Raw genomic sequence first — 23,267 nt, forward strand, 5'->3', positions numbered from 1 at the left:
GGACGAATCGATGAAATCTCGATCTCGATTGACTCGAGATTTGTATCGGACCCGGAGAAACAATGGAAGGCACTGTGATGCACGCCATATCACGACATCGTTTGGCGTCCCGATGAGCGGGAATCGCCCGCCCGAGAACAGGTTCCGGCACACCGTCAGCTATCCCCGTCGTGCCATCCTCACCGAACTCTCAGACATCTCCCACGACCCGGCGCGAACTCGCTCGATACCGTCGGCGGCGTGATCGGAAAACGCACCAGGATGGTCTGTCTCGTCGCTGCTGTCGCGCTGGCGGGTGGTGGTATCGCCGCGTGCGCGGGCACCGCCGACTCCCCCACGGGGTTCGCGCTCGTCAACGCCGATACCGGGCCGACCGGGGAGCGCGTGGCCAAGGCGGTCCAGGACGCCGGCGGCTACGAGTGGACGGTGGCCAAGCCGGGTGAGCTCGACGCGGCCGACTACGCCGCGGTGATCACCCTGCCCGCCGATCTCACCGCGTCGATGGCGACGCTGGCCACGCCGGAACCCAAGCGCGCCAAGGTCACCGTCACCGCCCACGACGGCGCGGACGAGAACGTCGTCAACGGCGCCGTCGCCGCCGTGACCCACCGGATCGGCGCCTCCGGCGTCGACGCCGCGCTGGCCGCGGTCTCCCAGGCCCGCAATCAGATGACCTCGGTGCAGTTCACCGCGCAGCTGCTCAACGCCGGCGTCACCGCGGCCGCCGACGGCGCCGCCCAGTTCAGCGGCGGCGCCAGCGAGATGCTCGGGTTCCTCGACTTCGCGAAACAGGGCGCGGGAGAACTCACCTCGGCCATCGAGCTGCTGAACCAGACCGTGGACGGCGCGACCAGGCAGGCGAACCAGCTGGCCGACGCGCTCGGCGCCACCGGCGTCACCATCGCCGGCGTGGAGCGTAGCGCCACCGCGCTGAGCACCGGCCTGGACCAGGTCCTGCCGCTGCTGCGCGCCCTGCCGTTCGCCACCGATCCCCAGCTGGCCGACATCATCACCAAGCTCGAAGCGCTGCGCGGCATCTCGAGTCAGGCGGGCGCCCAGCTGACCGGCCTGGCCGATCTGACCGGCGCCGCCGTCGACCCGAACACCGACCTCGGCACCCTGCTGCGCACCGTTGTCACCCGGCTCGACAGCGCCCGCACCCAGCTCACCCAGGGCGCCGAACTCGCCAAGGGCCTGCCCACTCTCGCCGAACAGGGCGGCGCCCAGATCACCTCCGCGATCGAACAGATGACCACCGGCGTCGGCGCCCTGCAGAACATCGTCGGCAACCTCAACACCCAGACCGGCAAGGCCATCGAGGCCCTCCCCGCCCGCAGCACCACCCAGAACTCCGCCCTCGCCCTCGCCCTCACCGACCCGGTCGAGGTCGTCCGGGAGTAGCGACATCGCGACCCGCGTCGTCGGCATCGGCCTTCTTCCAGACCACAAGTCCGCTCGCGGCCTGGCGGTATGCTCACCGGCATGACGATCCAGCCGACGGATTCGCTCCCTCATCTGATGACCGAAGAGGAGTACCTCCGGCTGCCGGAAGCCGCGGCGCGTGAGATCGAAGTGGTCCACGGGCATGTCATCGTGTGTGAATCGCCTACTCCGGAACACAATCGCATCGCTCGGCGCCTGGCCGACGCTATGGAGCGGCTGCCCAGTACCGAACCGTGCATCCGGGTCGACACCGACATCGACGTGGTGCTGTGGCGCGTCCCGAAGTTCACCTTTCGCCGCCCTGACGTGGTGATCTACCGCTGCCTGGACAGGCCGGGAGCGAAACCCGAAGCCGCCGACGCGTTGATCGTGGTCGAGGTGTCGTCGCCGTCGACCGCCGCCGAGGACCTGCTGGACAAGAAGGCCCAGTACGCGCGGGTCGGGATACCCCTCTATCTCGTGGTCGTGCTGGACACCAAGTTCGGGATCGAGGAGGTACTCGAGTTCCGCCTCGACGCACATGCCCGGGAATACCGATTGCACCAGATCCATCGCGGCATCGTCGCGCTCAGTCACGTCGTCGTCGGCGAAATACCGATGGCCGACCTCACCCGCTGAGCACTCCTCACACACAGACAACTGAGGCCGGGTTCCTGTCGGGAACCCGGCCTCAGTGTGTTGTTCGGCTGGTCAGTTCGCGTTGAGCAGGTCGATCACGAAGACCAGGGTCTTGCCGGAGAGGTGGTGGCCCGCGCCGGCGGGGCCGTAGGCGAGCTCCGGCGGGATGGTCAGCTGGCGACGGCCGCCGACCTTCATGCCAGGGATACCTTCCTGCCAGCCCTGGATCAGGCCGCGCAGCGGGAAGGTGATGGACTCGCCACGGTCCCACGAAGAGTCGAACTGCTCGCCGCTGTCGAACTCGACGCCGACGTAGTGCACCTCGACGGTGCCGCCGGGCACCGCTTCCTTGCCTTCGCCCTCGACGAGGTCCTTGATCACGAGCTCGGTGGGCGCTGGGCCCTCCTGGAATTCGATCTCCGGCTTGGTCATTCGGCTATCCCCTTCGATAGTTTCAGTTCGGACTAACGGCCAGCGATGTCGCGGTAGTCACGCTCACCGTAACCGGTGTAGATCTGGCGCGGGCGGCCGATCTTGAGCGGCTCGGAGTGCATCTCACGCCAGTGGGCGATCCAGCCGGGCAGGCGGCCCATGGCGAAGAGCACGGTGAACATGCGGGTCGGGAAGCCCATCGCCCGGTAGATGACGCCGGTGTAGAAGTCGACGTTCGGGTACAGGCGCCGCGAGACGAAGTAGTCGTCCGTGAGGGCGGCCTCTTCGAGCTGCTTGGCGATGTCGAGCAGCTGGTCGTCGCCGCCGATCTTCGACAGGATCTTGTCGGCGGCCTGCTTGACCAGGGTGGCGCGCGGGTCGTAGTTGCGGTAGACGCGGTGCCCGAAGCCCATGAGCTTCACGCCGTCTTCCTTGTTCTTGACCTTGCGGATGAATTCCTTGACGTCGCCGCCGTTGGCCTTGATCTCGTCGAGCATCTCGAGCACGGCCTGGTTGGCGCCGCCGTGCAGCGGGCCCCACAGCGCGTTGATGCCACCGGACACCGAGGTGAACAGGTTGGCGTCGGAGGAGCCGACGAGGCGCACGGTCGAGGTGGAGCAGTTCTGCTCGTGGTCGGCGTGCAGGATCAGCAGCATGTCGAGCGCGGCGGCGATCTCGGGGTCGACCTCGTAGGGCTCGGCCGGGAAGCCGAAGGTCATCCGCAGGAAGTTCTCGACCAGGCTCAGCGAGTTGTCCGGGTAGAGGAACGGCTGGCCGACCGACTTCTTGTACGAGTAGGCCGCGATGGTGGGCAGCTTGGCCAGCAGGCGGATGGTGGACAGCTCGACCTGCTCGGGGTCGCGCGGGTCCAGCGAGTCCTGGTAGTACGCCGAGAGCGCGTTCACCGCCGACGACAGCACCGGCATCGGGTGCGCGTTGCGCGGGAACCCGTCGAAGAACCGCTTCAGATCCTCGTGCAGCAGCGTGTGGCGGCGGATGCGATCGGTGAAGTCGTCGAGCTGGGCCTGGGTCGGCAGCTCGCCGTAGATGAGCAGGTAGCTGACCTCGATGAAGGTCGAGCGGCCGGCCAGCTGGTCGATCGGGTAGCCGCGGTAGCGCAGGATGCCCGCTTCACCGTCGATGTAGGTGATGGCCGACTTGGTCGACGCGGTGTTCATGAAACCGGGGTCGTAGGTGACGTAGCCGGTGCTGGCCAGCAGCTTGCCCAAGTCGAGTCCGTCGTTGCCCTCTGCGGCCTTGGTGACCGAAATCGGGAACTCGCCACCGGGGTACTGCAGTACCGCCTTGGCGTCATCGGCGACGTTGGTGATGTTCTCAGCGGGCACGGAAGGATCCCTCTCAGGCTAGAACCGTAGGCACCGATGCGGTCGGCACGCGGTGCACTTGCGCTAACGCTAGCTGTTGTTCGGTCGAGACAAGCAATCAGGGTTGTCCTGCGCCGTTCTCACACCGGGGCCGATCGGCGGTGAGGTCGGCGCACAGCTGCCGACCTGCGCCGATCCCCTGTTCGCCGACCTCGCGCGGTGCTGCCGCACACGGCGGCGGGCCCCCGCGCGGGCGAATCGGCGATGGTCATGTAATCCCTTCTCGCACAACTCAATTGACCAGTGAATCGGTGTGCGCGCGGGTCACCCGGTAACGGACGAAGGCGGGGAAGGCCAGTGCGGCGAGCACCACCCCGATGACGACCAGAACACCGCCACCCGCGGCAGCTACAGCGGTACCCAGGCTCGCCGCGGCGAAACCGTGGGCAACATCACCGATCCGCGGCCCACCTGCGACAACCACGATGAACACGCCCTGCAGACGGCCGCGCATCTCGTCGGTGGAGACGTTGAGCAACATCGCCGTGCGCAGCGCCGCCGAGACCATGTCGACCGCGCCGCCCAGGGCCAGGAAGGCCACCGCGATCCACAGCCACACCCCCAGCCCGAACAGGTGCCCGGCCAGCCCCACCGCCAAGCCGAACCCGATCATCGCCACGCCCCAGATCACGATGCAGACGATCACCGCCAGGCCCTGCCTGCGGATGCGCGGCACCCAGCCGGAGAACACCCCGCCCAGCACCGCGCCCGCCGAGATGGCCGCGAACAGCAGACCCAGCGCGACACCGCCCTCGACCGGGTCGTGGAAGGTCTCGTGCGCGATCTGCGGGAACAGCGCGCGTGGCATGCCGAACACCATGGCGATGATGTCGACGACGAACGACGCGAGCAGGATGCGCTGCTTGGTCAGATAGCGGAAACCGTCGATGACGGCGCGCAGCCCGGCCCGGCGCTGGTCGCCGGTGGGCGGGAAGGCGGGCAGTTTCCACACCGCCCACACCGTCGCGAGCAGCGCGATCGCATCGATCAGATACAGCGTCGACAGGCCGAGCACCGGGATGAGCAGACCCGCCAGCACCGGTCCGGCGATCATGCCGACGTTCTGCACGGTCATGCTCAGCGAGCTGGCCGCGGCGATCTGCTCGGGCGGCAGCAGCCGGGCGATGGCCGCGCTGCGGGTGGGCTGGTTGACCGCGAAGAACGCCTGCTGGGCGGCGAACAGGCCCAGCACCAGCCACACGTTGTTCGTCCCGAGCGCGGCCTGCGCCCAGAACGCCACCGCCGTCACACCGGTGCCCGCCGTGGTGATGATCAGCAGCGTGCGCCGGTCCATCACATCGGCCAGCGCGCCGCCCCAGAGCCCGAACACGACCAGCGGGACCAGGCCGAACAGGCCGGCCAAGCCGACGTACCCCGAGCTGCCGGTGATCTGGAAGATCTGCTGCGGAACCGCGACCACCGAGAGCTGCGCACCGATGACGGTGACGATGTTGGTGGTCCAAAGCCTGCGATAGTCGGGATGACGCAGGGGTTCGGTGTCGGCGAGCAGCTTCACTCGCCGCAGATTAGCCATCGCCGGGCGATCGCAGAACGGATGCGCTCGGTGAGATACCCCACCGCTCGTTAGGGCTGCAAACGTTCCACGGTTGTGCCTGCGTCGCCGATCCGCACGACGATCCGGTTGTGCAGCCGACCCCGTCTGCCCTGCCAGAACTCCACCTCGTCGGGCCGCAGCAGGTACCCGCCCCAGAACGGCGGGACCGGAATGTCGTCGACGTCGGCGAAGCGGGCCGTGGCCTCGGCCAACGACCGATCCACCTCCGCGCGCGAGGCCGCGGGCCGCGACTGCCGCGACGCCCACGCGCCCAGCCGCGAGTCGCGCGGGCGGGTCTGCCAGTAGGCCTCGGTCACCTCGGCGGGCACCCGCTCGGTGATCCCGCGCAGATGGACCTGCCGGGCCAGCGCGGGCCAGACGAAGGTCGCCGCGGCGTACGGGTCGGCGGCGAGCTGGTTGCCCTTGGCCGAGTCGTAATTCGTGTAGAAGGTGACGCCCTCGGGCGCGAGTCCCTTGCACAGGACGGTGCGCGCGACCGGGCGCGGGGCCGGGCCCGACAGCGACACCGTCGCCAGCACCATCGCGTTGGATTCGGCGATGCCGAGACCGCGCGCCTGCTCGATCCAGCGGCGCAGCAACGGTTCCCAGCCGCCGGCCACCCAGGTCTCGTCGAGGTCGGTCTCCTCCGGCACCGACAGCGGGTCGCCGTAGTCGACGCGCATGGCGGCGAGGTCGGCCGCGGTCGCGGGTTCGTGGTCAACCATGAGGACAGACGGTACGCCGGGACGCGGGCCGGGAAGGGGTCCAGGTCTGGCCAGGGGCGACGTTACTACCCGGTATCCCCAGGGCTATGGTTCAGAAAGATCGGCATGCCCCTGCAAGGAGAGTCACCATGACTACCAGCTCGGTACCACAGGATTTCGTCAGCGGATTGGAAGGCGTGGTGGCCTTCACCACCGACATCGCCGAGCCGGACAAGGATGGTGGCGCGCTACGTTATCGCGGCGTCGACATCGAGGACCTGGTCACCAACCGCGTCACCTTCGGTGATGTGTGGGCCCTGCTGGTCGACGGCCAGTTCGGCCGCGGCCTCCCGCCCGCCGAGCCCTTCCCGCTGCCGGTGCACACCGGTGACGTGCGCGTCGACGTGCAGGCCGGTCTGGCCATGCTCGCCCCGATCTGGGGCTACGAGCCGCTGCTCGACATCGACGACGAGACCGCCCGCGAGAACCTGGCCCGCGCCTCGGTGATGGCGCTGTCCTACGTGGCGCAGTCCGCCCGCGGCATCTATCAGCCCGCCGTTCCGCAGCGCAAGATCGACGAGTGCACCACCGTCACCGAGCGGTTCATGACCCGCTGGAAGGGTGACCCGGACCCGCGCCACACCGAGGCGATCGACGCCTACTGGGTCTCGGCCGCCGAGCACGGCATGAACGCCTCCACCTTCACCGCCCGCGTCATCGCCTCCACCGGCGCCGACGTGGCGGCGTCGCTGTCGGGCGCGATCGGCGCCATGTCCGGCCCGCTGCACGGCGGCGCCCCCGCCCGCGTGCTCCCGATGATCGAGGCCGTCGAGCAGAGCGGCGACGCCCGCGCGCTGGTCAAGGGCATCCTCGACCGCAAAGAGAAGCTGATGGGCTTCGGCCACCGCGTCTACCGGGCCGAGGACCCGCGCGCCCGCGTGCTGCGCGCCACCGCCAAGCGTCTCGACGCCCCGCGCTTCGAGGTCGCCGCCGCGCTGGAGCAGGCCGCGCTGGCCGAACTGCGGGAGCGTCGCCCGGATCGGGCCATCGAGACCAATGTCGAGTTCTGGGCCGCGGTGATCCTGGACTTCGCCGAGGTCCCCGCGCACATGATGCCCGCCATGTTCACCTGCGGCCGGACCGCGGGCTGGTGCGCGCACATCCTGGAGCAGAAGCAGCTGGGCAAGCTCGTTCGCCCCGCCGCCATCTACACCGGCCCCGGCCCCCGCACCCCCGAAGAGGTCGCCGGCTGGTCCACCATCGCCGGCTGACCCACCCCGCATCGCCCGACCGGGCGTCGACGGCCACCCCGGCCGCCGACGCCCGGTCGTTGTCGATCTACCGGTCGTTCGTCTCCACGACATCCGGCGCCGACAGGATGTGTTTCGCGGAACACAGTCGGTCGACGGCCTGTTCCGGCTGGTGGAGCGCTCGGCGGCGGTAATGTTCAGCCGACCTGATCGATAAGGGTGGGCGGTGCGGAACGAGGGGTTTTCCCGGCGTGAGCTTTTCGGCGCGGGGGCCGCGTTGGCGGCGGGTGTGCTGACCGGCTGTGTCGCCGCGCAGGGTGATTCGGCCGCGCCCGAGGTGGCAGCCGGGCCCTCCGTGGCCGCGCCGCCGACCGCGCGGCCGATCTCGACCGTCGTCGCGCCGACCGCCGTCTCACCCGCCGCGGTCGCCGCCCGGCACGCCGGCGCTCGGCCACACGCGTGGGGTGTCGATCTGCCCGGCATCACCACCGGATTCCCGGCGAGTGGCAAGCAGCTGGCGCTCACCTTCGACGCGTGCGGCGGGCCGGGCAACAGCGAGGTCGACCAGGCGCTGCTGGATCTGCTGATCGCCGAGCGGATTCCGGCGACGCTGTTCCTCAACAAGCGCTGGATCGACGCCGATCCCGGTCGCGTGCAGCGGCTCGCCGCGAACCCGCTGTTCGAGCTGGCCAGTCACGGCGTCGCGCACAAGCCGCTGTCGGTGACCGGGCGGGCCGCCTACAACATCGCGGGCACGGCGTCGGCGGACGAAGCGGTGCACGAGGTGTGGGCCAATCACGAACGCCTGCTCGAGCTGACCGGACGGGCGCCGCGATTCTTCCGCGCGGGCACCGCCCACTACGACGACGTCGCGGTCGCCATCGTCGCCGAGCTGGGCGAGACCCCGCTCGGGTTCACCGTCAACGCCGACTTCGGCGCCACCGCCTCGGCCGCGCAGGTACAGCGCGCGATGAGCGCGGCCACGCCCGGTGGCATCGTGCTCGCCCACATGCACCGGCCGAAGTCGGGCACGGCAGCCGGGATGGCCGTCGCGATCCCGGCCCTGCGCGCGGCCGGGTTCACCTTCGTTCACCTGTAGTCACAGCGTCGTCCACCGGTAGCCGACACGCGGTCCGGGTGGACCGCCGCTCAGCTGGCCCAGGCCGCGGGCATTCAGGTCAGGCTGGTGAAGTCGATGGCGACGGAGGCGCCGCGATCGACGGTGAAGAAGGCGGCGTCGAGGCGGGTGCCGAGTTCGATCTGCCCGACCGCGGCCAGCGGCACCGGCTGGATCAGCCGCACCCGCCACGGCGACGGCTCGTCCCAGGCCCGCAGCTCCAGGTCCAGGCGCAGCACCGGATCGTCGCGGCCGGTGTAGTCGGCCGCGATCGGCGCGACCGCCAGGACCGTCGCCTCCGCGCGGCGCCCGTTGGCCAGGATCTTGGCGGCCGCGCTGCGTCCCGACCGCGGCAGCTCGGGGACGAACAGCACCACGCGTTCCCGATCGCCCGGGTCGACGCGGCAGCCGACGACGTCGCCGGGCTGCATCCATTCCAGATCCTGGCTACGCACCCGCTGCCGCACCCGCGCGTCGTAGACCAGCTCGTCGGGCACCTGTACCCGCACCGAGAACCGGTATCCGCCCTCCCCGCGCCGGGATCGCACCGACAGCACGGTGGCCGTGGCGGGTAACCCCCTCATCAGCAGTTCTCGCCGGGAGCTCTCGGCCAGCAATCCCGGCCGTCTCCCGAACGCCCACACAAACCGGTCGAGCAGGGTCCGACCCGAGTCGGCCACGGCGAGGCTCATAGCAGAAGCGTAATGCGAATGCCCTACGCACAAGGGCAAATTCCCCGCACGCGCCGATCCGGGTCGACGTGACGGCCGCGCGGGGCCCGCGGTCGGGGCGTTCCGGGCACCTGCCGGGCCCGACGGTCCACCGGGTCGAGCTGGGCACCCGCCCAGCACGCCGGGTGCCCGCCACGCCGTGCCCGCGCCCCCGAGTGGGCCGCCTCACAGCCCCGCCCCCGTGCGCGTCGGACCATCGGCGGACCACTAAACTCGCCCCCATGACCAGTGCGTTCCCGACCATTCCCGCCGACCTCAAGCCCGCCGACGGACGGTTCGGCTGCGGCCCGTCCAAGGTCCGCCCGGAGCAGCTGCAGTCCCTGGTGACTGTCGGCGCCTCGGTGTTCGGCACCTCGCATCGCCAGAAGCCGGTCAGGGACGTCGTGGCGCGGGTGCGCAACGGCCTGCGTGAGCTGTTCTCCCTGCCCGAGGGCTACGAAGTGGTGCTCGGCAACGGTGGCACCACCGCGTTCTGGGACGCCGCCGCCTTCGGCCTGATCCGCGAGCGCTCGCTGCACCTGACCAACGGCGAGTTCTCCTCGAAGTTCGCCTCGGTCGCCAAGGGCAACCCGTTCATCGGTGACCCGATCGTCGTCTCGTCGGAGCCGGGCAGCGCGCCCGAGCCCGTCTCGGACCCCTCGGTCGACCTCATCGGCTGGGCCCACAACGAGACCTCGACCGGTGTGTCCATCCCGGTCTCGCGTCCGGCCGGCTCGGAGAACGCCCTGATCGCCATCGACGCCACCTCCGGCGCGGGCGGCCTGCCGGTGAACATCGCCGACTCCGACGTGTACTACTTCGCCCCGCAGAAGTGCTTCGCCGCCGACGGTGGACTGTGGATCGCGATCATGAGCCCCGCCGCGCTGGCCCGCGTCGAGGAGATCAAGGCCTCGGGCCGCTGGACCCCGGAGTTCCTGTCGCTGCCGATCGCCATCGACAACTCCACCAAGGACCAGACCTACAACACCCCGGCGCTGGCCACTCTGCTGCTGTTCGCCGACCAGATCGAGTGGATGAACGCCAACGGCGGCCTGGACTGGACCGTCAAGCGCACCCTCGACTCGTCCTCGCGCCTGTACTCGTGGGCCGAGTCGAGCTCCTTCGCCACCCCGTACGTCACCGATCCGGCGCACCGCTCGCAGGTCGTGGGCACCATCGACTTCGACGACGCGGTCGACGCCGCCCAGGTCGCGAAGATCCTGCGGGCCAACGGCATCGTCGACACCGAGCCGTACCGAAAGCTGGGCCGTAACCAGCTCCGCGTCGGCATGTTCCCGGCGATCGATCCGGAAGACGTTTCGCAGCTGACCCGCTCGATCGACTGGGTCGTCGGTCAGCTCTGAGATAAGACCGCAATCAGGGCCGGTGCCCGGTGAACCATTTTCCGGTTCATCGCGCACCGGCCCTTTGCATTGGGCCTGGGCAGGTTCGCAACATTTGCATTCGGTCACACCGCCGCGGGCCGGTATTTGATGTTGATCTATCACCAAACTGCCTGCACACGACCAGGATTCGTGTGGTGAGCCGATCAGATTAGCGGGACCTGGGGTCTCGGTGCGCGATTTCGGTCGTGCGTGTCTGCTGCCGTGGGCAAGTAATGTGCACTACTGTCTAGGAAAGTGGGCGGTGTCGTAGCCGACGCGATAGGGAGGTAACGGTGCGTGAACTTCGAGTGATCGGGGTGACGCCCGACTCCACGCACATCGTGTGCAGCGACACCGAGTCCGGCACCAAGTTCCGGTTGCCCGCCGACGACAAGCTCCGCGCGGCGGCGCGCGGCGACCTCGCACGATTCGGCCAGATCGAGATCGAAACGGAAGCGTCTATGCGTCCTCGCGATATCCAGGCCCGTATTCGAGCCGGAGCGTCCGTCGAGCAGGTCACGGCGGAGTCCGGGATGCCGGCCACCAAAGTCGAACGTTTCGCCTACCCGGTGTTGCTGGAGCGTGCCCGCGCCGCGGAACTGGCGCAGAAAGCGCATCCGGTGCGCCCGGACGGTCCCGCGCTGGAAACGCTGCACGAGATCGTCACCGCGGCCTTCGCCGAACGCGGCCACACCATCGAACAGGCCGAATGGGACGCCTGGAAAGACGAAAAGGGATTCTGGGTCGCCCAATTGCAGTGGCGCCACGGTCACTCCGAGATCGCCGCGCACTGGCGCTACCAGCCGGACGCGCACGGCGGCTCGGTCTCCCCGCTCGACGACCCCGCCAACGACCTGATCGATCCTGATTTCGGGCGCGCGCTGCGTGGGCTGGCCACCATCCTGCCCACCCCGGTGGAGAAGGCGCCGCCGGTCGTGGAACCGCCGACCCCGGTCGAGCCGCGCCCGCGCGAGCAGGTCGCCCCGACCGCGCGGCCGACGGCCCGGCCCGCCCAGCCGACGCTGGACGAGTACTACGAGCAGCGCGCGGTCGCCGCCGGTGGTGGCGCCGCGGCGATTCCGGCCGCGCCGGCACCCGCTGCGCCGGTCCCGGCGACGCCGCCGAGTCAGCCGGTCGCGCAGCAGGAGAAGGAGCAGCCCGCGCCGGAGCCGGCACCGGAGAAGCCCGCCGCCAAGCCCGCACGGGCCAAGCGCGGCAAGGCGCCGATGCCGTCCTGGGAAGACGTACTCCTGGGCGTGCGCAGCTCCGGGCACTGAGTCGTCCCGCCTCGCCGGGATGTCGGCCGGACCTAGGTGCGGCGTCGGGGTGGGTTGGCCATCGGCGGTCGTCGGTGGGGTCGCGGTAGCCCGTTCCCGGTGAGTTACCCATGTTCTTGCTGGAGCTGGTGATTCGGTCTAGGTGGGAGGTGGTTGTCGGTGCTGTCCGCTTCCACGCTCTGGTATGTCGACACCCCGGATCCGGCGGCCGTGCTGCGTGGGCGGCCCGAGCCCGATCCGGCGGCCGCTGCCGCCTTGGCCGGGCAGTTGTACGCCGAGCACGATGTTCGGCCGATCATGATCGGGACGCTCAACGGATGCGCCGCGCCGGATCGGAACGAGGTGTACATCGGGTGCTATCCGGGGCTGACAGTCGTGTGCACGGCCGAGGCGGCGCTGGTGCGGCCGACGAAGCTGCCGGATCTGCTGGTGCGGCCGCTGGCCTCGGAGCACACCTATCTGGTCTCGTTCGACGCCACGCTGCGCTGGGGCGCGTTCGCGCACTGGGAGCGCGGCGAGTTCCGGCGCTCGTTCAGTTCCACCCGGGTCGACATCCTGGAGAACGAGGGCTTGCCGATGGTGTGGGAGCGGCCGTTCTGGGCCGGTGACCATCCGGTGCCGTGGCAGCCCGGCGACCGTCCCGAACCGCAGTCACTGCCGTTCGACCCGCCTGCCTTCGCCGATGCCGCCAACGACGAATGGCTCGGGTTCCGCTATCGCACGCAGGCCGCGCCCGGCGGCCTGGTCCCCGGCGACCTGGCGGTCTGCGGCTTCACGCTGTACCCGAAGGGGCAGGCACCGCAGCCACCATCGCTGGTGCAGGCGGACAGCCCCGGCGCGGCCACCCGGCGCAAGCGGGGCCTGTTCGGCTGGCTGCACCGGACCGACCGGGTGCTGTGAGACCGCTCAGCTGAGCTGGTCGACGAGCAGCGTCAGCCAGCCGAGCACCACCCCGAGCGCCGCCCCGGCCAGCACCCACCGCACGACCGGGGTGAACCGCCAGCGCCACGCCGTCGGCGCCACCCCGACCGCGGCCACCACGTTCACCGCCACGGCGAGCAGCCAGTGGACCGTCGCCAGCGCGGCGCCGAACGCGTACACCGCCACGGCGCCGAGCGCCGCGACCAGCACCACCACCGTGACGCCCGCGGCCCACGGCACCGAATCCGGTTGCGCGCGGTACGGACCGTCCGGTTCCTGCTTCACGATGTTCGCACCCGCTCGTAGAAGGCCATCGCCGCCGCGGTCGCCACATTGAGCGAATCGGTCCCGGGCGACATCGGAATTCTCGCGCGAATATCGGTGGCGCGCATGGCTTCTTCGGTCAAGCCCGGTCCCTCCGCGCCGAGCAGCAGCGCGACCCGCTCCCCCGTCATCGCCGTCGCCAGGTTCACCGCCGCCGGATTCGGCGTCAGCGCGATGATCTGGAAGCCTCGCTCACGCAACAGCTCCAACCCGCCCGGCCACTGCGGCAGCTGCGCGAACGGCACCCGCAGCACGTGGCCCATCGAGACGCGGACCGCGCGCCGGTAGAGCGGATCGGCGCAGCGGTCACCGAAGAGCACCGCGTCCGCGCCGAGCCCGGCCGCGTTGCGGAACATCGACCCCAGGTTCTCGTGATCGTTGACGCCCTCGAGCACCGCCACCGTGCGGGCGCCGTCGAGCACCTGCTCGACCGACAGCTCGGCGGGCCGCGGTGCCACCGCGAGCACGCCCCGGTTGAGATGGAAGCCGACCACCTCGGCCATCACCTCGGCATCGGCCCGGTAGTACGGGATGTTCCGATCGGCCAGGTCCTCGGCCAGCGCCTCGTAGCGCTTCCCGACGCCGAGCAGCGCGCTCGGGGTGAACCGGGAGTCGAGCATCCGCTGCACGACCACGACGCCCTCCGCGATCACCAGGCCCTTGCGCCCCGGCAGGTCGGGCCTGCGGTCGGCGGAGGACAGGTCACGGAAGTCGTCGACGCGAGGGTCGGCGGGGTCGTCGATGTCGATCACTTCGGCCACGGGACAATCCTGGCATGATGGATACATGAAGCTCGTACAGTTGATCTTGAACATCCTGTGGGTGGTGCTGTGCGGTTTCTGGATGGCCCTCGGCTACCTGCTCGCGGCGCTGATCTGCTTCATCCTGATCATCACCATCCCGTTCGGCATCGCGTCGCTGCGGATCGCCGGCTACGTGCTGTGGCCGTTCGGCCGCAGCGTGGTCGACAAACCGAGCGCGGGCGCCGGCTCACTGATCGGCAACATCATCTGGTTCGTCTTCGCGGGCTGGTGGCTGGCGATCGGTCACATCGCGACCAGCATCGCGCTGGCGGTGACCATCATCGGCCTGCCCTTCGCCTGGGCGAATCTCAAGCTGGTGCCGCTGTCGCTGTTCCCGCTCGGGCACGAGGTCGTCGACTCCGACCAGACGCGCTGATCACTCCGATTCGGCGACGATCTGGTTCATGATCTCGACCGCCCGGTCCAGGATCTCGATCTGCTCCGGTTGCAGGCGCGAGAGCTGATCGGTCATCCAGGCCTCACGGGCACTGGTCTCGTCGGCCACCAGCGCGCGCCCGGCCGGGGACAGCGAGACGATGATCTGCCTGCCGTCGGTCGGATGCGGACGACGCTGCACCAGATCCAGGTCCGACAGCGAGGCGATGACGCGCGTCATCGACGGCGGCTGCACCCGCTCCTTGCCCGCGAGCGCCCCGGGTGTCATGGCACCATCACGCGCCAGCGTCGCCAGAGCCGACAGCTGGGTGAGCGAGATCTGCGCGTCGGCACGGCGGCCGCGCAGATGTCGCGTGAGCCGTACGACGGCCAGTGAGAGGTCACCGGCCAGGGCACGGACGTCCGATGGCGTTGTCACAGTGCAGAACTCTACGGTACGTCCGCGCCACCTGATGTGTTTCACGCGGCTACTGTTTGGGTATGGATAACGGTCACGTCAGCTCCGCGGTCCCCGAACTGCCTCGAAGCCTGGTCGATCCGCGTCCGGTGGTGGTGGTCGGATTCGTCGCCTGGATCGTCGCGACCGCGCTGGTGTGGCTGAATCCGGCCTGGTCGGAGGCCCGGTCGGTGTGCCTGATGGGCTTGGCGGTCGGCGTGCTCGGCGTCTCGATCTACCTGGCCCAGCTCCGCTCGGCCCGCCGTGGCGACAAGGGCGCGCAGGTGGGTCTGTCGACCGACTAGCCGGTCACCTCGAATTCGGCGCTGGTCCCGGTGACCGGACGCAGCGCACCGTCGGCGCCCAGCACGTCGGCGAAATGCACGAACCGGTGCACGCCGGCGGCCGTCGCGGGCACGTCCCAGGTGAACCTGGCGATCGAAACCGCCTCGCCCTCCTTGCGCCAGTGGAACCGCACGTCCCACTCGCCCTCGTTGGCCACCCGCTCCCAGTCGCCCGCGCCGGTGCGACGCTGCACCTCGAGGAAGGTGTCCCCGCGACGCGGATTGTGCTTCGGGTGCGCCGAGACGAATTCGACCGCCACCCGCTCGCCGCGCGCGCACGTCGCCGGCGGCTGCACGAGGACATCGCCGAAGCCTCGCCCCTGCGGCGTCGCGTCCGGGCCGGGCACGGCGGCGAAATTCGGCTGGAGCGCCGACACATCGCGCGGCGCCGGACCACGCCCGATCGCCCCGCCCGCGACGAACGCGGCGGCCAGCCGGGCGAACTCCTGCTGATACGCGCACAGCGTGTAGCGGCCGAACAGCGTCGAGGCGCCCTCGTACTGCTGCGCGTCGTACTCCTCCGGCGTGGTCACGTACTCGTGGTAGGAGTTCGCGTAGCCCTGCAGCAGCACGTGTTCGGGCTCGACGCCGAGCACCGCCGCCACCGCGCGCCGCACCCGCAACCCGGCGACGATGGTGAATTCCGCGCCTGCGGCGGCCAGATAGAGCCCGCCGATCCGGATCAGCTGGATCGGCACCACGTTCGGCACCCACGGCACCGGCGGCAGCAGCCCCAGTGGCACCGCGATCGCCTTGGGCGCCTGGGCGTCCGCCAGCCAGGCCGGGTGCGGATGGTCGATCCCGCCGAGGAAATCCACCATCGGATTGCGCACACCCTCGGGAATCGGCCCGCCCGGCAGGCCGGGCCCGTCCTCGACGCTGCCCGCGATCAGCGAAACACCGGCGGCGGCAGGCGAAGTGCGCCGCGGCGCGCCGTCCGGGGTGAACCGGCCGTCCACGGCGATGTCGGCCAGGTCGATGTAGCACAGCATCGATCCGACCGGCCCCGACATCGGCACCGCCTGCGCGGCAGCCGCTTTGGACGCGTCGTACTGGCGCTCGCCGAGGATTCTGGTGTTGTCGAACTCGTCGGTGGTCGGCCCGTCGCCGGGCCGCAGATTCAGGTTGGGTGACATGTCACCGGCGTTGGTCTGCGCGAACGCCGCGATGTAGGCCGGTGGGCCGTCGAGATGGCGCACGCCGTGCTCGATGTGCTCGGCGGCGAAGCTGGCGTAGCCCTTGTTGTCCGAGCTGATCAGCCGGTTGGCGTTGGTCATCGAGGTGTTGTGGGTCGCGAACCAGGTCAGCGCGCCGACCTCACGGCCCGCCCTGGTGAAGACCAGCGTGGTCACGGCCGGGTCGATAGCGTCGGGGAACACCGCGCGGTCGGCCTCGGGATTACGCTCGAAGGCGACGCGGGACCGGTTCACGCTGGCGTCGCGCAGGGTGGACCGACCCAGCGCGATGGCGCCGGGCCCGAAATCGGCGTCGGCGGCGACGATCGCCTCGACGATGCCGTTCACCTCGGCCTCGTAGACCTGCTGCTGAAATCCCAGGGTCGCCAGCGTATAGGCGTAGTCGTGCGCGGAACCGCCACAACTGGCATGGGTGTGGGTCGAGGTGAGCACGACATTTCGCTCGGTATAGCGATCGCCGAATCGCTGCGCGAGCGCGAGCAGCACACCGCGATGCACCGAGCCGAACACCGCCCCGTTCTCCACCGCGACGTAGGCGACGCGATTTCCGTCCGCGCCTATCACGAACGCGCGGGCGCGGGGGCGCAGATGAATTCCGGCCGTCGCCTGATCGAGTTGCGAGTAGCCCATCATGCCGCATTCCGCGGCCGGTCCGGTGAGATCGGCGATACCGAGCCCGAATTCGAATCCGCCCGGTTTCGGATTCGCGCGGGCGGCGGGCGTCGCGGCGCCGGTGAGCGCCGAGACGACAGGCACGGCGGCCACACCCAGGGCCGAGGCGGCCAGGACGGTACGGCGGGACACGGACATCAGGCGACTCCTTCGCAACTTCCGATTCGGAGACAACCACATCAACTGGTCAGATGTCCAGGATTTTCTCGCGGACCGGCGAATTGACTGTTTGCCACGCGGGCGCTTAACTCGCACACGTGTCCTCCCGATTGAGCGTCGAAGAACGACGAGCCCACCTGATCGAGGCTGCGATCGGTCTCGCCGAGAAAAAAGGCGTCGCGGGCGTGACCACGCGCGATGTCGCACAAGCCGCGGGCGTCTCACTCGGTGTGGTGCATTACTGTTTCGAAAACAAGGACGCACTGATGACCGAGCTGGTCAAAGCGTTGTCCATGGAATTGCGCGATTCCGTCGATGCCGATGATTCGCTGTGGGCCGATGCCGGAACCGGAAAAGAAGCGCTTCAGAAATTGGTGCGTTCCGGTTTGGAACTGATGTGGCGCAACATCGAAGCCACTCCGGAGCGCCAGCTGCTCACCTACGAGACCACCACCTACGCCCTGCGCGAGGGCGAGTCGACGCCGGCCAAGATCGCGATCGCGCGTGAGCAGTACGCGTTCAACGACACCACCGTCGCCGACGTCATGGACCACTTCCGGGAAGCGACCGAGACCACCTGGACCACCCCCGTCACCGAGCTGAGCCGATTCATCCTCAGCGTCATCGACGGTGTCGTGCTGCGCTGGCTCGTCGACGACGACAGCGAGGCCGTGCAGACCCAGCTCGACCTGCTCGCCGCGATGGTGGCCGCGCACGCGCGCTAGCCCCGCGGCACCTGCACGTGCACCGCGTCCTCGGTGTGCCACCACGGCACCCGTACCGTGCCCGTCAGCGCACCGCGCAGATGCACCTCGAGCGTCTCGTGCAGGACCAGCGCGCCCGAGGTATCCCGCGGTGACCACAGCTGACGCAGCACCACCCCCAGCGCGTCCGCGGCCCAGGTGGTCCGTCTGCCGGTGCCGAGCACCTCGGCGCTGACCTCCTCCGAGACCAGCGGCAGGTCCAGCAGGGTCGCCAGTCCCTCGGCGCTGTCGATATCACCGGCCACCAACCGCTCCGGCGGGACGACCAGACCGAAGCAGGGCTGGTCCAGGACCAGGGCGGTGCTCGCGTCGACGACCGCGCCGGACAGGGCGCGCACCTGATCGGGCAGATCCAGTTCGCGCGGATCGAGCGCACCGGTCTCCACGGCGGCGGCCAGCCGGGCGTGGGTGTGCGCGATGACCTCGGGTGCCGGGGTTTTCGACGGGTCGGCGAGGGCATCGAGAAGTTCCTCGGCCAGTTCGGCCGACATCACGTCCGGGCGGACCAGCAGCGGGCGCAGCACGTCCAGGTCGGTGCCCGCGATGCCGTCGACCTCGAAAGCCGGGAGCAGGCCCGCGAATTCGTCGTCGTCGGGGTGCCGCAGGCGGCCGAGCGCGATATCACCGACGTGCGCGTGCCGATGCAGCCACCAGGCGGTGTAACCGTCGCGGTCGGCGAGCAGGGCGCGGGTGCGCGGCTCCGCCAGCAGCTGCCGCAGGGCGGCGGGCCAGCGGTTCTCGTCGACCAGATCCAGATCGCGGACGGCGGCCAGCTCGCGCGGATCCTCGGAAAGACCGTCCCACCAGGCGTGTTCGTCGTCGAGGTCGTGATCGGGACCGACCGGGTCGGGGTCGCTGACCACCGCGAAGTCCCAGCCGACGCCGATCGCGCGCAGGGCCTCGGCGCCGTACTCGGCGACCGTGTCGTCGGCGACGGTGCCGAACGGCGAGTCGTCGACCAGGACGGCGGCCAGCGGTGCGCCGGGCAGCAGCAGTTCGTCGGCGGGACGCGGTTCGCCGGTGTCGTCGGGCAATTCGAGCAGGCCGAGCCACGACGGGAGCAGTTCCGGGGTCGCGAAGGGGGCCAGTCGCAGGACCGCGTCGACGGTGTCGGGGTCGGCCGGGTCCTGCTCGAGCAGGTCGCGCAGGCCCGGGTCGGTGAGCAGGTCCTCCGCGGTGGCGCTGCGGGCGCCGAGGCGGGCCAGCAGCGCGTGGGTGGCGTCGGGGTGCACCAGGCGGGCCCAGTGCACCGGAACGGCCACGGTGAGCTGATCGTCGAGGACGACGGTGCGCGGGCCGGTGACCAGCCTGCCGTCGGCCAGCGGCACCGCGAGCGCGCCGAATTCCTCGGCGGTCCTGGTATCGACCACGAACGGTTCGAGGGCGGCGTAGAACCGCTGCCACCAGTGCGGTTCGCGATCGAGGCCGCTCGACAGGTCGGCCAGGGAGGCGGGGCCGAGGCGGTGCACATCGAGGACCGACAGCTTCTCCTGCTGAGCGCGGCCGGACAGTTCCGGGATCAGCAGGGGGCCGGTGACATCGGCGAGTAAAGCCGCCAATTCGGGCGTGAGATCAGGGAATACGCTCGCGCGGGTCGGGATACACACCCGGTCCGCGGTCGCGTCGGGGCGGAAGCCCACGGTCGCCGTCGCCGATCCGAACGCGAGGGCGTCGGCGGACGCGGTTCCGGTCGCATCCAGCGCGACCTCGTCCCGCCCGGGCCAGGCCGGAGCGTCGGCCGCAGAGCTCGCGGCGCTCGGATCGGACTCGGCCGATCCGGTGGGCGCGAAACCCGCTGTCTCCGAATCAGACTCGGGCGACCCGCCGAACAAGGGGCCGACGGCCGTGACCGATGCGGAGCGGCCGTGGTCAGCGGTGACGGCTTCTGGCAGGTCGGGCTCGGTGGCGAGTTCGACCGGGTCGTCGATGTGGGCGGCGCAGACGGGGAGCCACGGGTTGGTGCGGAGTTCGGCGGTGACGGCTTCGCGCAGGAGGCCGTCGGCCTCGCTGCGGGCGAAACCGGGGGCCGGGACCAGGACGAGGCGGTCGCGGGGCGGGAGGGCGCGGGCGAAATCGGCGTAGCCGGAGGCCAGTTCGGACAGGCGGGCGCCGGGCAGGAGGCGACGGCGATCGGGCTGCATCGCGATGTCGGCCACCAGGATCGCGGGCAGGGACAGCTCCTCGTCGGAGCGGGTGGGGGCGCGCAGGACATCGGGCGCGGCGGCCACGGGGCGGCCGTCGCGCAGCGGGAGCAGCCAGCGGGCCCTGGGGGTGCGGTACTGCCACCAGCGCCGGGTGGCGCCCTCCGGCTGGGTGATGGCGAGTTCGGTGCGGCCGTCGGCACCGAGATCGGTGACGGTGCTGGTGAATTCGTCGGCGCCGATCCGGATGCGGTGCAGGGCGGGCAGTTCCAGCAGCAGGTCGGTCGCCTCCGCGCGCAGGGCGGCGAGGAGGGCGTCCGCGTCGATGTCGTCGCGCAGGTGTACGACGACCTCGGTATCGGCGCCGGCGACCGGGGTGGTCGGCACGGGCCAGGCCAGGCGCAGCACCGGCGGCTCGATCGTCGGCAGCTCCTCGGGGATCTCGATCCCGATGTCGTGCAGCGCGTTCCGGGTCGCGGTCCGGGAGAACCGGATCGAGCCGGTGGTCGACCGCACCTCGATCTCGTCGCCCACGGAGCGCACCGCCGTGAAGCCGACGCCGAACCGCCCGACCTGCTCGGCCTCGGCCTTGCCCGAGGCGCGCAACGCCGTCAGCGCGTGCACACCGGAAACACTGAGCGGCACGCCGGTATTCGCGACGTGCAGGCGCCCGTCGAGCACCCGGACACTCAACTCGCCGGGAACACCCGCCTTCGCCGCCGCGTCGGCCGCGTTCTGGGCCAGCTCGGTGAGCACCCGATCCCGGTAGCCCGCGGCCACCAGATCCGCCTCACTCGCACTGTCCTCCCGCAACCGGGTGGGCGAATCCCGCCAGGCGGCGAGCACTCCGGCACGCAGCTCCGCGGTGCCGAAGGGATCCGCCGATCCGTTCAGCGCGCCACCGACGATCCGTGCTCATCGGCGGAGTCGCCCTGCGCCGCGTCGACGACCTCGGCACCCGCCGCGTCCGACGCGGTTTCCGTCGCGGACGGACTCGCCACTGCGGCACCGGCGACGGCAGCCTCCTCGGCAGCGTCGGCCCGCGCACCGTCGGCGGCCGCATCAGTGTCGGCCTGCGAAACAGATTCGGCCACCTCCGATTCAGCGGCCGCTACCGACGCGGTGTCTTCCGCCGCATCCCGAGCAGCCGACTCGGCGGCAGCACCCTGATCCGCGGCAGCCTGATCCGCGACAGCGGCCTGGTCGGCGGCGGCCGACGCACGCTGATCGCCGGTCGTGGGTTCCACGGCAGCGGTGTCTGCCACAGCCGCAGCGGAGGACTCGGCGGTGACCTCGGGATCAGCGACCGGCAACTCAGCGACGGTGTCGACGTCCTCCGCGCTCGAGGGCGCCTCGGTAGCAGGCTCGACGACCGAAGCCGTCTCGGCATCGGGGGCCGACTCCTGCCGCGCGCCTTCGGCGAGTGCTCGAGGCGCGGTGGCGGCCGCGTCGGCAGCCTGGGCGGGCTCGGCCACAGTCCCGGCGGCCGAAGCGGGCTCGGCCACGGGGGCCGGCTCGGCGGCGACGACCTCGTCGGCCGATTCCGGTCGCGCGCCTTCGGCGAGTGCTGCGCGGGTGGCGGCGGCCGCGTCGGCGGCTTCGGCCTCGGCGGTCTCCTGCTGCTCGGTCACTGCGGCGGCGGATGCCTCGGCAGCGGCGGTGCCGTTCGCGCGCACGATCTCGACGAGTTCCACGGCGTGGTCGTCGAACGCCTCGTACCGCGGCGAACCGTTGCCCGAGGGGGCGACCACGTCGGAGTGGGCGCCACAGCCGTATTCGATGTGGACGACGTGGCCGTCCGCGCCCATCGCGTTGCCACAGACGCCGAAGGATTCGCGCAGGGCGCCGGCCAGCGGCAGGAAGAAGCCGCACAGGCCGCAGGTGGACGGGGCGGCCTTGGCCATCTCGGTGTCGGGGCCGAACTCGGTATACCAGCGCTCGGCGGCCTCGATCCGGCCCTCGAGGCTGAGCACCTGGGTGCGGCCGAGGCCGACCTCGTGACAGACCTCGTCGACCACGGGATCACCGGTCGCGATGTAGCCGGGGACGAGCCGGGGATCGTCGGCGGGCGGGGCGAGCAGATCGCCGGGGCCGAGGTCGCCGGGCCGGACCCGCTGCTCCCACGGGACGAAGTCGGGGGCGATCAGGGCGTCGGGCCCCGGCAGCAGCGCCGACTCGCTGACCGTGGCATATGTGGCCTCCGGCGGCGCGGCGACCACCACGGCCCACTGCCAGCCCCGGTAACCGGGCAGGGTCGCCTCGAACCGGTGGGTGGCTGCCGTCTCGTCCTCGGCACTCACCCCCAGATGGACTCCTACCCCGTCGGGTTCCAACTCGACGAGCGCACGACGTGCGACTTCGGCCGCATCGGCCAGAACAGGACGCACGCCGGACTCCGAAACAGATACTGCGCTCACGGCATACATTTTGCCGTATGAAGTGCAATCGGAGTTCGTTGGCCGTCGCAGTGCTGGTCAGCCTGCTCGGCGTGGGGGCCTGTGGGGGCCGGGAAGAGCCCGCGCCGCCCCGCCTGCGCGTCGAGGTGATCGGCTCGTCACCGCACGATCCGCGGGCCTTCACCCAGGGCCTGGAGGTGGTCGACGGGGTTCGCTACGAAAGCACCGGCATGTGGGGCGTGTCGAGCGCGCGGGCCGCCGATCAGGCCACCGGCGTCGAGACCGCGCGCGTCGACCTGCCGGGGAACCTGTTCGGCGAGGGCATGACCAGGGCGGGCGGGATCGTCTGGCAGATCACCTGGCAGGACCACATCGCCATCGCCCGCGACCCGGTCACCCTGGCCGAGACCGGCCGCGTCGAATACGAGGGCGAGGGGTGGGGCGTGTGCGCGCAACCCCAGCGCCTGGTGATGAGCGACGGCACGCCCACGCTCACCTTCCGCGACCCGGTGACCTTCGCGAAGACCGGCTCGGTGACGCTCACCGGCTACCCGTCCCCCCAGCCGAACGAACTCGACTGCGCCCCCGACGGCACGGTGTACGCCAACAACTACCCCTCCGACGAGATCCTGCGGATCGACCCGGAGACCGGCCGGGTGCTCGCGGTGATCGAGGCGAGCGGACTGCTCACCGCCGCCGAGCGCGCGGGTACCGATGTCCTCAACGGCATCGCCCACCTGCCCGGGACCGACCGGTTCCTGCTCACCGGCAAGTACTGGCCGCGCCTGTTCGAGGTGCGATTCGTCCCCGAATAGCGCGCTGTGGCCAACACTGCCGCG

General features: G+C 70.4%; 21 protein-coding genes and 1 pseudogene. 11 read left to right on the forward strand and 11 right to left on the reverse strand.

Annotated elements, in window-relative coordinates:
* The first annotated feature begins 240 nt into the window (after positions 1–240).
* Together ACIO52_RS07435 and ACIO52_RS07440 are read left to right on the forward strand one after the other, a co-directional pair.
* Entirely contained in the window at positions 241–1,401 is a 1,161-nt protein-coding gene (locus ACIO52_RS07435; RefSeq protein WP_402642456.1) for a hypothetical protein, read from the forward strand.
* 81 nt (positions 1,402–1,482) lie between these two features.
* Entirely contained in the window at positions 1,483–2,061 is a 579-nt protein-coding gene (locus tag ACIO52_RS07440; RefSeq protein WP_218716910.1) for a Uma2 family endonuclease, read from the forward strand.
* A 72-nt stretch (positions 2,062–2,133) separates the two neighbouring features.
* Here ACIO52_RS07440 and ACIO52_RS07445 read toward each other — a convergent pair whose 3' ends face one another.
* The 4 genes from ACIO52_RS07445 to pdxH all read right to left on the reverse strand — a co-directional run bounded on the left by ACIO52_RS07445 (position 2,134) and on the right by pdxH (position 6,158).
* Entirely contained in the window at positions 2,134–2,493 is a 360-nt protein-coding gene (locus ACIO52_RS07445; protein WP_218716909.1) for an FKBP-type peptidyl-prolyl cis-trans isomerase, read from the reverse strand.
* Between the two features lie 32 nt (positions 2,494–2,525).
* Positions 2,526–3,839, reverse strand: a complete 1,314-nt coding sequence (locus ACIO52_RS07450) for a citrate synthase (RefSeq protein ID WP_218716908.1) — start codon at positions 3,837–3,839, stop codon at positions 2,526–2,528.
* Between the two features lie 271 nt (positions 3,840–4,110).
* Complete coding sequence (locus tag ACIO52_RS07455) at positions 4,111–5,412, reverse strand: MFS transporter (RefSeq protein ID WP_218716907.1); 1,302 nt, start codon at positions 5,410–5,412, stop codon at positions 4,111–4,113.
* A 50-nt stretch (positions 5,413–5,462) separates the two neighbouring features.
* Complete coding sequence (gene pdxH, locus ACIO52_RS07460) at positions 5,463–6,158, reverse strand: pyridoxamine 5'-phosphate oxidase (protein ID WP_218716906.1); 696 nt, start codon at positions 6,156–6,158, stop codon at positions 5,463–5,465.
* Positions 6,159–6,286: 128 nt separating this feature from the next.
* On the opposite strand from pdxH, the gene ACIO52_RS07465 reads away from it, so the two are divergent.
* Both ACIO52_RS07465 and ACIO52_RS07470 read left to right on the forward strand, forming a co-directional pair.
* Positions 6,287–7,408: a citrate synthase 2 gene (locus tag ACIO52_RS07465; protein ID WP_218716905.1), complete on the forward strand. Its 1,122-nt coding sequence runs from the start codon at positions 6,287–6,289 to the stop codon at positions 7,406–7,408.
* A gap of 205 nt (positions 7,409–7,613) precedes the next feature.
* Positions 7,614–8,486: a polysaccharide deacetylase family protein gene (locus ACIO52_RS07470; protein ID WP_402642463.1), complete on the forward strand. Its 873-nt coding sequence runs from the start codon at positions 7,614–7,616 to the stop codon at positions 8,484–8,486.
* Between the two features lie 74 nt (positions 8,487–8,560).
* Here the strand turns inward: ACIO52_RS07470 and ACIO52_RS07475 are convergent, their stop codons facing one another.
* Positions 8,561–9,196 (reverse strand): hypothetical protein, encoded by a 636-nt coding sequence (locus tag ACIO52_RS07475; RefSeq protein ID WP_402642466.1) that lies wholly within the window; start codon positions 9,194–9,196, stop codon positions 8,561–8,563.
* 260 nt (positions 9,197–9,456) lie between these two features.
* On the opposite strand from ACIO52_RS07475, the gene serC reads away from it, so the two are divergent.
* From serC to ACIO52_RS07490, 3 genes are all read left to right on the forward strand, one after another.
* Positions 9,457–10,578 (forward strand): phosphoserine transaminase, encoded by a 1,122-nt coding sequence (gene serC / locus ACIO52_RS07480; RefSeq protein ID WP_402642469.1) that lies wholly within the window; start codon positions 9,457–9,459, stop codon positions 10,576–10,578.
* 314 nt (positions 10,579–10,892) lie between these two features.
* A complete protein-coding gene (gene sepH, locus ACIO52_RS07485) occupies positions 10,893–11,876 on the forward strand; it encodes a septation protein SepH (protein WP_218716902.1) in 984 nt (327 codons plus the stop codon).
* 159 nt (positions 11,877–12,035) lie between these two features.
* Complete coding sequence (locus tag ACIO52_RS07490; protein ID WP_218716901.1) at positions 12,036–12,776, forward strand: DUF6928 family protein; 741 nt, start codon at positions 12,036–12,038, stop codon at positions 12,774–12,776.
* A gap of 6 nt (positions 12,777–12,782) precedes the next feature.
* Here ACIO52_RS07490 and ACIO52_RS07495 read toward each other — a convergent pair whose 3' ends face one another.
* Both ACIO52_RS07495 and ACIO52_RS07500 read right to left on the reverse strand, forming a co-directional pair.
* Positions 12,783–13,082, reverse strand: a complete 300-nt coding sequence (locus ACIO52_RS07495) for a DUF2537 domain-containing protein (protein ID WP_218716900.1) — start codon at positions 13,080–13,082, stop codon at positions 12,783–12,785.
* The gene (locus ACIO52_RS07500; RefSeq protein WP_255587179.1) at positions 13,079–13,909 is read right to left on the reverse strand and encodes an RNA methyltransferase; all 831 of its coding nucleotides are present in this window, start codon (positions 13,907–13,909) and stop codon (positions 13,079–13,081) included. Before ACIO52_RS07500 ends, ACIO52_RS07495 begins: the two co-directional genes overlap by 4 nt.
* Here ACIO52_RS07500 and ACIO52_RS07505 point away from each other — a divergent pair.
* Complete coding sequence (locus ACIO52_RS07505) at positions 13,908–14,300, forward strand: YccF domain-containing protein (protein ID WP_218716898.1); 393 nt, start codon at positions 13,908–13,910, stop codon at positions 14,298–14,300. The genes ACIO52_RS07500 and ACIO52_RS07505 overlap by 2 nt on opposite strands.
* On the opposite strand, the gene ACIO52_RS07510 is transcribed toward ACIO52_RS07505, so the two are convergent.
* Positions 14,301–14,738, reverse strand: coding sequence for a MarR family winged helix-turn-helix transcriptional regulator (locus ACIO52_RS07510; protein ID WP_218716897.1), 438 nt, complete (start codon positions 14,736–14,738; stop codon positions 14,301–14,303).
* A gap of 62 nt (positions 14,739–14,800) precedes the next feature.
* Here ACIO52_RS07510 and ACIO52_RS07515 point away from each other — a divergent pair, with 62 nt between their 5' ends.
* Positions 14,801–15,061, forward strand: a complete 261-nt coding sequence (locus ACIO52_RS07515) for a DUF2530 domain-containing protein (protein WP_218716896.1) — start codon at positions 14,801–14,803, stop codon at positions 15,059–15,061.
* On the opposite strand, the gene ACIO52_RS07520 is transcribed toward ACIO52_RS07515, so the two are convergent.
* Positions 15,058–17,106 carry a neutral/alkaline non-lysosomal ceramidase N-terminal domain-containing protein gene (locus ACIO52_RS07520; RefSeq protein ID WP_402642476.1) on the reverse strand — a complete coding sequence of 683 codons (2,049 nt, stop codon included), beginning with the start codon at positions 17,104–17,106 and terminating at the stop codon, positions 15,058–15,060. The two genes, ACIO52_RS07515 and ACIO52_RS07520, sit on opposite strands and share 4 nt — an antisense overlap.
* A 119-nt stretch (positions 17,107–17,225) precedes the next feature.
* Between ACIO52_RS07520 and ACIO52_RS07525 the strand changes: the two genes are divergently transcribed.
* Positions 17,226–17,852, forward strand: a complete 627-nt coding sequence (locus tag ACIO52_RS07525) for a TetR/AcrR family transcriptional regulator (RefSeq protein WP_218716894.1) — start codon at positions 17,226–17,228, stop codon at positions 17,850–17,852.
* Here the strand turns inward: ACIO52_RS07525 and ACIO52_RS07530 are convergent.
* A complete protein-coding gene (locus tag ACIO52_RS07530) occupies positions 17,849–20,878 on the reverse strand; it encodes a sacsin N-terminal ATP-binding-like domain-containing protein (RefSeq protein ID WP_402642480.1) in 3,030 nt (1,009 codons plus the stop codon). The two genes, ACIO52_RS07525 and ACIO52_RS07530, sit on opposite strands and share 4 nt — an antisense overlap.
* Positions 20,879–21,698: 820 nt before the next feature.
* Positions 21,699–22,458, reverse strand: a pseudogene (locus ACIO52_RS07535) (DUF3027 domain-containing protein); the annotation flags it as partial.
* An 8-nt stretch (positions 22,459–22,466) separates the two neighbouring features.
* Here ACIO52_RS07535 and ACIO52_RS07540 point away from each other — a divergent pair.
* Positions 22,467–23,243: a glutaminyl-peptide cyclotransferase gene (locus ACIO52_RS07540; protein ID WP_218716891.1), complete on the forward strand. Its 777-nt coding sequence runs from the start codon at positions 22,467–22,469 to the stop codon at positions 23,241–23,243.
* Positions 23,244–23,267: the final 24 nt, after the last annotated feature.

The organism is Nocardia sp. NPDC087230 (assembly GCF_044744725.1).
GTDB classification, from domain to species: Bacteria; Actinomycetota; Actinomycetes; order Mycobacteriales; family Mycobacteriaceae; genus Nocardia; species Nocardia canadensis.